Genomic DNA, 11927 nt, shown 5'->3' with positions numbered 1-11927 from the left:
ATAATAGCCGCCTTTTTTCATTCAGTTGTGACATTCAGCTAAAGCTGCGACTTCGTCATCTGCGAGACAGGTGACAATCCGCCTGCGGCAAAGTTAAGGGATATCTCATGCGTACAGAATATTGCGGACAGCTACGTCTGTCCCACGAGGGGCAGCAGGTGACTCTGTGTGGTTGGGTCAACCGTCGTCGTGATCTTGGTAGCCTGATCTTTATCGATATGCGCGACCGCGAAGGTATCGTGCAGGTATTTTTCGATCCGGACCGTGCGGACGCGTTAAAGCTGGCCTCCGAACTGCGTAATGAGTTCTGCATCCAGGTTACGGGCACCGTGCGTGCGCGTGACGCGAAAAACGTCAACGCCGAGATGGCGACGGGCGAAATTGAAGTGCTGGCCTCCGATCTGACCATCATCAACCGTTCAGACTCGCTGCCGTTGGACTCTAACCACGTCAACACCGAAGAAGCGCGACTGAAGTATCGCTATTTAGATCTGCGTCGCCCTGAAATGGCGCAGCGCCTGAAAACGCGTGCCAAAATTACCAGTCTGGTGCGTCGTTTTATGGACGACCACGGCTTCCTCGACATCGAAACACCGATGCTGACCAAAGCGACGCCGGAAGGCGCGCGCGATTACCTGGTACCTTCTCGCGTACATAAAGGTAAATTCTACGCGCTGCCGCAATCACCTCAGTTGTTTAAACAGCTGCTGATGATGTCTGGCTTTGACCGCTACTATCAGATCGTAAAATGCTTCCGTGATGAAGACTTACGTGCTGACCGTCAGCCTGAATTTACCCAGATCGACGTTGAGACTTCCTTCATGACCGCACCGCAGGTGCGTGAAGTGATGGAAGCGCTGGTGCGTAATCTGTGGCTGGAAGTTAAAGGGGTGGATTTGGGTGATTTCCCGATCATGACCTTTGCCGAAGCTGAGCGTCGTTACGGTTCCGATAAACCAGACCTGCGTAACCCGATGGAGCTGGTTGACGTTGCCGATCTGGTGAAAGACGTTGAGTTCGCAGTGTTCTCTGGTCCGGCAAACGATGCGAAAGGCCGCGTAGCTGCTCTGCGTGTACCGGGCGGTGCCGCACTGAGCCGTAAGCAAATTGACGATTACGGTAACTTTATTAAGATTTACGGCGCGAAAGGTCTGGCTTACATCAAAGTCACCGAGCGTGCGAAAGGTCTGGAAGGTATCACCAGCCCGGTTGCTAAGTTCCTGAACGCGGAAATCGTAGAAGCGATTCTGGCGCGTACCGGTGCGCAAGACGGCGACATGATTTTCTTCGGTGCCGACAACAAGAAAGTGGTTGCCGACGCGATGGGCGCGCTGCGTCTGAAACTGGGTAAAGACCTGAACATTACCGACGAAGCCAAATGGGCGCCGCTGTGGGTTATCGACTTCCCAATGTTTGAAGACGATGGTGAAGGCGGACTGACCGCAATGCACCACCCGTTCACCGCGCCGAAAGATATGACGGCCGCTGAGCTGAAAGCTGCGCCAGAAGACGCGGTTGCTAACGCATACGATATGGTTATCAACGGATACGAAGTGGGCGGCGGTTCCGTGCGTATTCACAACGGCGACATGCAGCAGACCGTATTCGGTATTCTGGGCATTAACGAGCAAGAGCAGCGTGAGAAATTCGGCTTCCTGCTGGATGCGCTAAAATATGGTACACCACCGCATGCGGGCCTGGCGTTTGGTCTGGACCGTCTGACTATGCTGCTGACCGGTACTGACAACATTCGTGACGTTATTGCTTTCCCGAAAACCACTGCTGCAGCGTGTCTGATGACTGAAGCGCCGAGCTTTGCCAACGAAGCTGCGCTGGCGGAACTGAGCATTCAGGTTGTTAAGAAGGCCGAGAATAACTGATATGAGATACAAACAGCCTGTCTCGGTGTTAGTCGTGATTTATGCAAAGGACACCGGGAGAGTGCTGATGTTACAGCGACGCGACGATCCTGATTTCTGGCAGTCGGTCACCGGCAGCCTTGAAGAGGGTGAAACCGCGTCGCAAGCCGCTATGCGCGAAGTAAAGGAAGAGGTCGCCATTGATGTTGCATCTGAGCAACTGACCTTAATTGACTGTCAGCGCACGGTGGAGTTTGAGATTTTTAGCCATTTACGTCATCGCTATGCACCGGGAATTGAACGAAATACTGAATCCTGGTTTTGCCTGGCACTTCCCTCAGAACGAGAGATCGTGTTCACCGAACATCTGACCTATCGTTGGGTTAATGCGGTTGAAGCCGCCCAATTAACCAAGTCGTGGAGTAACCGGCAGGCGATTGAAGAGTTTGTAATTAACGTCGCCTGAAAAGGCGCGCTTTTTGGAGATATTATTTATGGCAGGTCATAGTAAATGGGCCAACACCAGACACCGTAAAGCAGCGCAGGATGCTAAACGCGGTAAAATTTTCACCAAAATAATTCGTGAACTGGTGACGGCGGCAAAACTCGGCGGCGGCGATCCGGACGCTAACCCGCGTCTGCGTGCAGCGGTTGATAAAGCGCTGGCTAACAACATGACCCGTGACACCCTGAACCGTGCAATCGCGCGCGGTGTGGGTGGTGATGAAGATTCCAACATGGAAACCATCATCTATGAAGGTTATGGTCCTGGCGGTACAGCCGTTATGATTGAATGTCTGTCTGACAACCGTAACCGTACTGTTGCGGAAGTGCGTCACGCGTTCACGAAAACGGGCGGCAACCTCGGTACCGACGGTTCCGTGGCTTACCTGTTCAGCAAAAAAGGCGTGATCTCCTTTGAACAAGGCGACGAAGACGCCATCATGGAAGCGGCGCTGGAAGCAGGTGCTGAAGACGTGGTGACCTTCGACGACGGCGCAATTGACGTTTACACCGCGTGGGAAGAGATGGGTAAAGTGCGTGACGCGCTGGAAGCGGCGGGTCTGAAAGCGGACGCGGCTGAAGTGTCTATGATTCCATCCACCAAAGCAGATATGGATGCAGAAACAGCGCCGAAGTTGTTGCGTCTGATCGATATGCTGGAAGACTGCGACGACGTGCAGGAAGTTTACCATAACGGCGAGATCTCTGATGAGGTTGCAGCTACCTTAGAATGAGGTGGCTGTACCGCAACCTGACAGGAGGTGCGTGATGTCTATCATTCTCGGCATTGACCCGGGGTCGCGCATCACCGGTTATGGCGTTATTCGTCAGGTCGGAAGACAGCTGACCTACCTCGGCAGCGGTTGTATCCGCACCAAAGTCGACGATCTCCCGTCACGTCTGAAGTTAATTTACGCGGGCGTGACGGAAATCATCACCCAGTTCCAGCCGGACTATTTTGCCATTGAGCAGGTCTTTATGGCGAAGAACGCTGACTCGGCGCTAAAGCTTGGACAGGCACGCGGCGTGGCAATCGTTGCGGCGACCAATCAGGATCTACCGGTCTTTGAATACGCCGCCCGCCAGGTAAAACAGACTGTGGTGGGGATCGGTAGTGCGGAAAAAAGCCAGGTCCAGCATATGGTGCGCACGCTGCTAAAACTCCCGGCGAATCCGCAAGCGGATGCCGCGGATGCGCTGGCGATAGCTATTACCCACTGCCATGTCAGTCAGAATGCCATGCAAATGAGCGAGTCGAGGCTGAATCTGGCGCGAGGTCGATTACGTTAGTGACAAATGAGGCTGGATATCTATCCAGCCTTTTTTTATGATAGCGCATTACCTTTTAGCCCTTAACGCAGGAGCGTCACGTGATAGGCAGACTCAGAGGCATCATTATTGAAAAACAACCCCCGCTGGTCCTTCTGGAAACGGGTGGGGTAGGCTATGAAGTGCACATGCCAATGACCTGTTTCTACGAGTTGCCGGAAGCCGGGCAGGAAGCGATTATCTTCACCCATTTTGTGGTGCGTGAAGACGCTCAACTGCTGTATGGCTTTAACAACAAGCAAGAGCGCACGCTGTTTAAAGAGTTAATCAAAACCAATGGCGTGGGGCCGAAGCTGGCGCTGGCGATCCTCTCCGGAATGTCTGCGCAGCAGTTTGTTAATGCCGTTGAGCGCGAAGAGCTTGGCGCGTTAGTGAAATTACCGGGCATTGGTAAGAAAACCGCAGAGCGTTTGATTGTTGAAATGAAAGACCGCTTTAAAGGCCTGCATGGTGACCTCTTTACCCCGGCGGCGGATCTGGTTCTGACCTCTCCGGCCAGTCCGACAACGGACGACGCCGAGCAGGAAGCGGTTGCTGCGCTGGTGGCGTTGGGCTATAAACCACAAGAAGCCAGCCGCATGGTGAGCAAAATTGCCCGCCCTGATGCCAGCAGTGAAACCCTGATTCGTGAAGCGCTTCGCGCGGCATTGTGAGGTAAAGGATGATTGAAGCAGATCGCCTGATTTCGGCTGTCAGCACGACCCCTGAAGACCTGGTGGATCGTGCGATCCGCCCTAAATTGCTGGAAGAGTATATTGGCCAGCCTCAGGTCCGTTCGCAAATGGAGATTTTTATCCAGGCGGCGAAGCTGCGTGGTGACGCTCTCGATCACCTGCTGATTTTCGGTCCTCCAGGTCTTGGTAAAACCACGCTTGCCAATATTGTCGCCAATGAAATGGGCGTTAATCTGCGCACCACGTCCGGTCCGGTACTGGAAAAAGCGGGTGACCTGGCGGCAATGCTTACCAACCTTGAACCCCACGATGTGCTGTTTATCGATGAAATCCATCGTCTTTCGCCGGTGGTGGAAGAGGTGCTGTATCCGGCGATGGAAGATTATCAGCTGGATATCATGATTGGTGAAGGGCCGGCTGCACGTTCGATCAAGATCGATCTGCCACCGTTTACGCTAATCGGGGCGACGACGCGCGCCGGGTCGTTAACGTCTCCGTTGCGTGACCGTTTTGGTATTGTACAGCGCCTGGAATTCTATCAGGTGGCTGATCTGCAGCACATTGTAGGACGCAGTGCGCGTTTTATGGGCCTGGAAATGAGCGATGAAGGCGCGCTGGAAGTGGCACGCCGTGCTCGCGGTACGCCGCGTATCGCCAACCGCTTATTACGCCGGGTACGTGATTTCGCCGAAGTGAAGCATGACGGCACGATTTCAGCAGATATCGCCGCTCAGGCGCTGGATATGCTCAATGTGGATGCGGAAGGATTTGATTATATGGACCGTAAGTTGCTGCTGGCGGTTATCGACAAATTCTTTGGCGGACCGGTCGGACTGGATAACCTGGCAGCGGCGATCGGGGAAGAGCGTGAAACCATTGAGGACGTGCTTGAGCCATATCTGATTCAGCAAGGTTTTCTGCAGCGTACGCCGCGTGGACGTATGGCAACCGTGCGCGCCTGGAACCATTTTGGCATTACACCGCCACAGATGCCTTAATGCATGATGTCGCTACGCTTATAAGGCCTGGGCGATTTTGTAGGCCCGGTAAGCGCAGCGCTACCGGGCAACGCATGCTTAGCTCGCTTGCTTTTTCATCATGCTGAAAATAAACAGCAGCGCGGCACACAGCACCACGGAGGGACCTGCCGGGGTGTCATAGAAGGCCGAGAAGGTCAACCCGCCTGTAACCGCTATCATTCCCACACCAACGGCAACTCCTGCCATCTGTTCCGGCGTACGGGCAAAGCGACGGGCGGTCGCCGCAGGGATAATAAGCAGCGAGGTGATAATCAACGCCCCGACAAACTTCATCGCCACGCCAATCGTTAACGCCGTAACCAGCATCAGCAGCAGCTTCACGCGTTGCAGCTTCACGCCATCGACAAATGCCAGATCCGGACTGATGGTCATCGACAGCAGGTTGCGCCACTGCCAGAACAGAATCGCCAGAACAATAACCACGCCGATGGCGATGGAGATAAGATCTTCAGGCGTCACGGCGAGCAAATCACCAAACAGGTAAGCCATCAGATCCACACGGATGTTGGACATCAGGCTGACGACAACCAGCCCCAGCGACAATGCACTATGCGCCATAATGCCCAGTAAGGTATCGATCGCGAGGTGAGGGCGCTTTTCAAGCCATACCAGACCGCCAGCCAGCAACAAAGTGACGGCGATAACCGCATAGAAAGGGTTTACATCCAGCAGCAGGCCAAAGGCGACTCCCAGCAGCGAAGCGTGGGCCAGCGTATCACCGAAATAAGACATTCGACGCCAGACCACAAACGAGCCGAGTGGGCCAGCAGCACAGGCCAGCATGATCCCGGCTAACCAACCGGGTAATAACAATTCAATCATGAGTGACCATTTCCCCGGCGTAAGACGATACGACCCTGTAAATCGTGGCGGTGGTTGTGATTATGACGGTAAATTCCGAGTTGTTCGGCGCCGCGTTGCCCGAACATTGAGATGAATTCCGGGTGCATGGAAACCACTTCCGGTGCACCGGAACAGCAAATATGATGGTTCAGGCACAGTACTTCATCGGTTTTGGCCATCACCAGATGCAGGTCATGGGAAACCATCAGTACGGCGCAATCCAGTTCACGTCGCAACTGGTCGATAAGGTCGTACAGTGCGACCTGCCCATTGACATCTACGCCCTGGGTCGGCTCATCGAGCACCAGTAGCTGAGGTTTATTCAATAAAGCACGGGCTAACAGGACGCGTTGCGTTTCCCCGCCAGAGAGCTTTTGCATCGGCGCATTCATCAGATGTCCGGCCTGAACGCGCTTCAGTGCCGGAAGGATATCCTCTTTTTTGGTGCCGGGACGTAAGCGCATAAACCGGCTTACCGTCAGCGGAAGCGTAGTATCGAGGTACAGTTTTTGCGGTACATAGCCAATCCGCAATTGGCCATTACGCTTGATAACTCCCTCATCAGCCGCTACCAGTCCTAATACAACGCGCACCAGCGTAGACTTCCCGGCACCATTTGGGCCGAGAAGCGTTAAAATTTTACCGGGTCGAAGTTCAAGCGATACGTCAGACAGGACGCGGCGTTGACCATAAGAGACCGAGACATTTTCCAGTGAAACCAAAGTCGTCATATCAATTTTAGTCTTGCAGAAGTTATAGAATGTTATAATATCACATTTCTTACATTCATTACGATGATTGGTCGCATTATGTTACATAAAAATACGCTTCTTTTCGCAGCATTATCCGCTGCTCTTTGGGGTAGTGCAACACAGGCAGCAAATGCTGCTGTGGTGGCCTCGCTCAAGCCGCTGGGATTTATTGCTTCGGCCATTGCGGACGGGGTAACAGACACTGAAGTTTTGCTGCCTGACGGGGCTTCCGAACACGACTATTCACTGCGTCCATCAGACGTAAAACGCTTACAGGGCGCGGACTTAGTCGTTTGGATTGGACCTGAGATGGAAGCGTTTATGGAAAAGTCAGTCAAGAATATTCCTAACGCGAAACAGGTAACGATTGCGCAGCTCAATGACGTGAAACCGTTACTCATGAAAGGTGCTGACGACGACGATGACGATCATGGACACAATGATGCTGGCAGTGAAAAAAGTGACGAGCATCACCATCACGGCGATTACAACATGCATCTTTGGCTTTCCCCAGAGATAGCGCGGGCCTCAGCGGTTGCAATCCATGAAAAATTAGTGGAACTTATGCCGCAAAGTCGAGCCAAACTTGACGCCAACCTGAAGGATTTTGAGGCACAATTAGCCGCAACCGATAAGCAGGTAGGTAACGAGCTCGCACCGCTCAAGGGAAAAGGTTATTTCGTTTTTCATGACGCCTATGGCTACTACGAAAAACACTACGGACTAACACCGCTTGGTCACTTTACCGTGAACCCTGAGATTCAACCTGGTGCGCAGCGTTTACATGAAATAAGAACACAGTTGGTTGAGCAAAAAGCAACCTGCGTTTTTGCTGAGCCACAGTTCAGGCCAGCGGTCGTTGAAGCCGTCGCGAGAGGGACATCCGTTCGAATGGGAACGTTGGATCCGCTCGGTACGAATATCAAACTGGGTAAAACAAGCTATTCAGCGTTTTTGAACCAATTAGCCAACCAGTATGCGAGCTGCCTGAAAGGAGATTAATGAGGAAGTGAATACGTGCAACAGATAGCCCGCTCTGTCGCTCTGGCATTTAATAATCTGCCGCGACCCCATCGTGTTATGCTGGGGTCGCTTACCGTACTGACATTGGCCGTCGCCGTCTGGCGGCCTTATGTTTACCATCCCGATTCTGCACCCATCGTTAAAACTATCGAGCTGGAAAAAAGCGAGATTCGTTCACTGTTACCTGAGGCAAGCGAACCTATTGATCAGGCTGCACAAGAAGACGAAGCCATTCCACAGGATGAACTGGATGACAAAACGTCTGGTGAAGCCGGTGTGCATGAGTATGTCGTCTCCACAGGCGATACGCTGAGCAGTATTCTGAATCAGTACGGCATCGATATGGGCGATATCAGTCAACTCGCTGCTTCCGATAAAGAGCTGCGTAATCTGAAAATTGGTCAGCAGCTTTCATGGACCTTAAGCGCGGAAGGTGACCTGCAGCGTCTGACCTGGGAAGTATCCCGCCGTGAAACCCGTACTTACGATCGCACTGCGACGGGTTTCAAAATGAGCAGCGAAATGCAGCAGGGCGATTGGGTTAACAGTCGTATCAAAGGCACGGTGGGCGGAAGCTTCGTCGCCAGCGCCAAAGATGCCGGGCTGACCAGCTCTGAAATCAGCGCAGTGATTAAGGCCATGCAGTGGCAGATGGATTTCCGCAAACTGAAAAAAGGCGATGAGTTCTCGGTGCTGATGTCTCGCGAAATGCTGGACGGCAAGCGCGAGCAAAGCCAACTGCTGGGCGTGCGTTTACGTTCTGAAGGTAAAGACTATTATGCCATCCGTGCTGCAGACGGTAAGTTCTATGACCGTAACGGTACCGGGCTGGCGAAAGGCTTCATGCGTTTCCCGACGGCGAAACAGTTCCGTATTTCCTCGAACTTTAACCCGCGTCGCCTGAATCCGGTGACTGGACGCGTAGCGCCGCACAAAGGTGTCGACTTTGCGATGCCGCAGGGGACGCCGGTACTGTCGGTGGGCGATGGTGAAGTGGTTGTAGCGAAGCGTAGCGGCGCTGCCGGATACTATGTTGCGGTTCGTCATGGTCGCACCTACACCACGCGTTATATGCACCTGCGTAAGCTGTTGGTGAAACCAGGTCAAAAAGTGAAACGTGGCGATCGTATCGCGCTGTCAGGTAACACCGGGCGTTCAACGGGGCCGCATCTGCACTATGAAGTATGGGTTAACCAGCAGGCCGTGAACCCTTTGACGGCGAAACTGCCGCGTACAGAGGGTCTGACCGGCTCGGATCGCACCGATTACCTGGCGCAGGTGAAAGAGGTTATGCCTCAGCTACGTTTTGATTAATTAGCACACTGACAAAGCCGGTACGCTATGCGTGCCGGCTTTTTTATTTTGTACGGCGCACGGTGCGCCGCTACACTATCAGCAGATTTACTTTTCGCGGCACCAGACACTGGAAGAGCATGGAAACGAAAAAAAAGAATATTGAGTATATCCCTGAGTTTCACAAATCATTTCGCCATCCGCGCTACTGGGGCGCCTGGCTGGGGGTGGCGGCGATAGCTGGGATTGCGTTAACACCTGCGTCATTTCGTGATCCTATTCTGGCAAAACTCGGACGGCTCGCCGGAAGACTGGGAAAAAGCTCCCGTCGCAGAGCATTGATCAATTTATCCCTCTGCTTTCCTGAACGTAGCGAAGCTGAGCGTGAAGCCATTGTTGATGATATGTATGCAACTGCGCCTCAGGCGATGGTCATGATGGCTGAATTAGCAATACGTGGCCCGGAGAAGATTCAAAACCGTGTTGACTGGCAAGGCCTGGAAATCATCGAAGAGATGCGGCGCAACGATGAAAAAGTTATTTTTCTCGTTCCACATGGCTGGGGTGTAGATATCCCGGCGATGCTGATGGCGTCCCAGGGACAGAAAATGGCGGCGATGTTCCACAATCAGGGGAACCCGGTATTCGATTACGTCTGGAACACGGTACGCCGTCGCTTTGGTGGTCGTTTGCATGCGCGTAATGATGGCATCAAACCGTTTATTCAGTCTGTCCGTCAGGGATATTGGGGATACTACCTGCCGGATCAGGACCATGGGCCTGAACACAGCGAGTTTGTCGATTTTTTTGCTACCTATAAAGCAACGTTACCGGCGATTGGACGTCTGATGAAAGTCTGCCACGCGCGCGTGGTACCGCTGTTCCCCGTATACGATGGGAGAACGCACCGCCTGACGATCCATGTTCGTCCACCGATGGATGACATCCTGACGGCGGATGACCACACCATTGCCAGACGGATGAACGAAGAGGTGGAGATTTTTGTCACGCCTCATGTCGAACAATACACCTGGATTCTGAAACTGCTTAAGACACGTAAACCCGGCGAGATTGAGCCCTATAAGCGCAAAGATCTCTATCCGAAGAAATAAAAAAAAGCCTCTCAAACGAGAGGCTTTTTTACATTTAAGCGACTTATTCTACGGTCAGAATACGCGTGGTATTGGTTGAGCCAATGGTGCTCATCACATCGCCCTGGGTCACGATCACCAGGTCACCAGAAACCAGGTAGCCTTTATCGCGCAGCAGGTTCACCGCTTCATTGGCGGCAACGACGCCGTCAGTTTCGCTGTCGAAGTGAACCGGGGTGACACCGCGGTACAGGGAGGTCAGATTCAGCGTACGCTCATGACGGGACATCGCGAAAATCGGCAGACCGGAACTGATACGAGAAGTCATCAGCGCAGTGCGACCGGACTCCGTCATTGCGATGATAGCGGTGACCCCTTTCAGGTGGTTAGCAGCGTACATCGCTGACATCGCAATCGCTTCTTCAACGTTATCAAACTGCACGTCAAGGCGGTGTTTAGAGACGTTGATGCTCGGGATCTTTTCAGCGCCGAGACAGACGCGCGCCATTGCCGCGACGGTTTCCGCCGGGTACTGACCTGCTGCTGTTTCTGCAGAGAGCATCACGGCATCGGTGCCGTCGAGGACGGCGTTAGCCACATCCATCACTTCCGCACGAGTCGGCATTGGGTTGGTAATCATCGACTCCATCATCTGCGTAGCGGTGATGACCGCACGGTTCAACTGGCGCGCGCGACGAATCAACGCTTTCTGAATACCTACCAGCTCAGGGTCACCGATTTCAACACCCAGGTCGCCACGGGCTACCATCACTACGTCAGAAGCCAGGATGATGTCATCCATCGCATTCTGGTCGCAGACGGCTTCTGCACGTTCTACTTTGGCGACAATTTTCGCATCGCAACCGGCATCGCGCGCCAGACGGCGGGCATAATTCAGATCTTCGCCGCAGCGCGGGAAGGAGACAGCCAGATAGTCAACGCTGATTTGTGCTGCGGTAATGATGTCGGCTTTGTCTTTTTCGGTCAGGGCTTCAGCAGAGAGACCGCCGCCCAGTTTGTTGATGCCCTTGTTATTGGATAGCGGGCCACCGACGGTGACTTCGGTGAAGACTTTCATGCCCTGAACTTCCAGCACCTTAAGCTGTACGCGACCGTCGTCGAGCAGCAGGATATCGCCAGGCACGACGTCAGCAGGCAGCCCTTTATAATCAATACCGACTTTTTCTTTGTCGCCTTCGCCTTTGCCGAGGTTGGCGTCTAACAGGAACTTGTCGCCAACGTTAAGAAATACTTTACCTTCTTTAAAGGTGGATACGCGGATTTTAGGTCCCTGCAGGTCACCCAAAATAGCTACATGACGTCCCAGTTTTGCGGCAATTTCACGGACTTTATCCGCCCGCAGTTTGTGATCTTCTGGAGAGCCGTGGGAAAAGTTCATACGTACGACGTTCGCACCCGCGGCGATAATCTTCTCAAGGTTGTTATCGCGGTCAGTTGCCGGGCCTAACGTGGTAACGATTTTGGTTCTGCGAAGCCTTCTGGACATGTAATACTCCGT

Annotated in this window: 12 protein-coding genes; 9 read left to right on the top strand and 3 right to left on the bottom strand. The window is 53.2% G+C overall.

Annotated elements, in window-relative coordinates; translation table 11 throughout:
* Positions 1-107: 107 nt before the first annotated feature.
* The 6 genes from aspS to ruvB all read left to right on the top strand — a co-directional run bounded on the left by aspS (position 108) and on the right by ruvB (position 5364).
* Positions 108-1880, top strand: coding sequence for an aspartate--tRNA ligase (gene aspS, locus OGV74_RS04195; RefSeq protein ID WP_003034862.1), 1773 nt, complete (start codon positions 108-110; stop codon positions 1878-1880).
* A gap of 1 nt (position 1881) precedes the next feature.
* The gene (gene nudB / locus OGV74_RS04190; protein WP_003844155.1) at positions 1882-2325 is read left to right on the top strand and encodes a dihydroneopterin triphosphate diphosphatase; all 444 of its coding nucleotides are present in this window, start codon (positions 1882-1884) and stop codon (positions 2323-2325) included.
* 28 nt (positions 2326-2353) lie between these two features.
* On the top strand, positions 2354-3097 hold the full coding sequence (locus OGV74_RS04185; RefSeq protein ID WP_003034865.1) for a YebC/PmpR family DNA-binding transcriptional regulator: 744 nt from the start codon (positions 2354-2356) through the stop codon (positions 3095-3097).
* A 34-nt stretch (positions 3098-3131) separates the two neighbouring features.
* Positions 3132-3653: a crossover junction endodeoxyribonuclease RuvC gene (gene ruvC / locus OGV74_RS04180; protein WP_003034867.1), complete on the top strand. Its 522-nt coding sequence runs from the start codon at positions 3132-3134 to the stop codon at positions 3651-3653.
* An 80-nt stretch (positions 3654-3733) separates the two neighbouring features.
* A complete protein-coding gene (gene ruvA / locus OGV74_RS04175) occupies positions 3734-4345 on the top strand; it encodes a Holliday junction branch migration protein RuvA (RefSeq protein WP_003034869.1) in 612 nt (203 codons plus the stop codon).
* An 8-nt stretch (positions 4346-4353) separates the two neighbouring features.
* The gene (gene ruvB, locus OGV74_RS04170) at positions 4354-5364 is read left to right on the top strand and encodes a Holliday junction branch migration DNA helicase RuvB (protein ID WP_003034872.1); all 1011 of its coding nucleotides are present in this window, start codon (positions 4354-4356) and stop codon (positions 5362-5364) included.
* A 78-nt stretch (positions 5365-5442) separates the two neighbouring features.
* On the opposite strand, the gene znuB is transcribed toward ruvB, so the two are convergent.
* A complete protein-coding gene (znuB, locus tag OGV74_RS04165) occupies positions 5443-6228 on the bottom strand; it encodes a zinc ABC transporter permease subunit ZnuB (RefSeq protein WP_003034874.1) in 786 nt (261 codons plus the stop codon).
* Entirely contained in the window at positions 6225-6980 is a 756-nt protein-coding gene (znuC, locus tag OGV74_RS04160) for a zinc ABC transporter ATP-binding protein ZnuC (protein WP_003034877.1), read from the bottom strand. The genes znuB and znuC overlap by 4 nt, the downstream gene beginning before the upstream one ends.
* Positions 6981-7058: 78 nt before the next feature.
* Here znuC and znuA point away from each other — a divergent pair, with 78 nt between their 5' ends.
* The 3 genes from znuA to lpxM all read left to right on the top strand — a co-directional run bounded on the left by znuA (position 7059) and on the right by lpxM (position 10429).
* Positions 7059-8003 carry a zinc ABC transporter substrate-binding protein ZnuA gene (gene znuA, locus OGV74_RS04155; RefSeq protein WP_003844151.1) on the top strand — a complete coding sequence of 315 codons (945 nt, stop codon included), beginning with the start codon at positions 7059-7061 and terminating at the stop codon, positions 8001-8003.
* 15 nt (positions 8004-8018) lie between these two features.
* Positions 8019-9338, top strand: coding sequence for a murein DD-endopeptidase MepM (gene mepM, locus OGV74_RS04150; protein ID WP_003034883.1), 1320 nt, complete (start codon positions 8019-8021; stop codon positions 9336-9338).
* Positions 9339-9457: 119 nt separating this feature from the next.
* Positions 9458-10429 (top strand): lauroyl-Kdo(2)-lipid IV(A) myristoyltransferase, encoded by a 972-nt coding sequence (lpxM, locus tag OGV74_RS04145; protein ID WP_003034887.1) that lies wholly within the window; start codon positions 9458-9460, stop codon positions 10427-10429.
* Between the two features lie 43 nt (positions 10430-10472).
* Here the strand turns inward: lpxM and pyk are convergent, their stop codons facing one another.
* Positions 10473-11915: a pyruvate kinase gene (gene pyk, locus OGV74_RS04140; protein ID WP_003034890.1), complete on the bottom strand. Its 1443-nt coding sequence runs from the start codon at positions 11913-11915 to the stop codon at positions 10473-10475.
* Between the last annotated feature and the right edge of the window lie 12 nt (positions 11916-11927).

The sequence above is a fragment of the Citrobacter sp. Cf116 genome (assembly GCF_030336505.1).
Taxonomy (GTDB): domain Bacteria; phylum Pseudomonadota; class Gammaproteobacteria; order Enterobacterales; family Enterobacteriaceae; genus Citrobacter; species Citrobacter freundii.
Note: the sequence above shows the minus strand (reverse complement) of the source record. Positions and strands in the feature narration are given on the sequence as shown.

Coding starts and splice junctions, on each gene's coding strand:
- znuC (WP_003034877.1), bottom strand. CDS start 6,980: ATGACGACTTTGGTTTCACTGGAAAATGTCTCGGTCTCTTATGGTCAA.
- ruvC (WP_003034867.1), top strand. CDS start 3,132: ATGTCTATCATTCTCGGCATTGACCCGGGGTCGCGCATCACCGGTTAT.
- nudB (WP_003844155.1), top strand. CDS start 1,882: ATGAGATACAAACAGCCTGTCTCGGTGTTAGTCGTGATTTATGCAAAG.
- aspS (WP_003034862.1), top strand. CDS start 108: ATGCGTACAGAATATTGCGGACAGCTACGTCTGTCCCACGAGGGGCAG.
- pyk (WP_003034890.1), bottom strand. CDS start 11,915: ATGTCCAGAAGGCTTCGCAGAACCAAAATCGTTACCACGTTAGGCCCG.
- znuB (WP_003034874.1), bottom strand. CDS start 6,228: ATGATTGAATTGTTATTACCCGGTTGGTTAGCCGGGATCATGCTGGCC.
- ruvB (WP_003034872.1), top strand. CDS start 4,354: ATGATTGAAGCAGATCGCCTGATTTCGGCTGTCAGCACGACCCCTGAA.
- OGV74_RS04185 (WP_003034865.1), top strand. CDS start 2,354: ATGGCAGGTCATAGTAAATGGGCCAACACCAGACACCGTAAAGCAGCG.
- znuA (WP_003844151.1), top strand. CDS start 7,059: ATGTTACATAAAAATACGCTTCTTTTCGCAGCATTATCCGCTGCTCTT.
- lpxM (WP_003034887.1), top strand. CDS start 9,458: ATGGAAACGAAAAAAAAGAATATTGAGTATATCCCTGAGTTTCACAAA.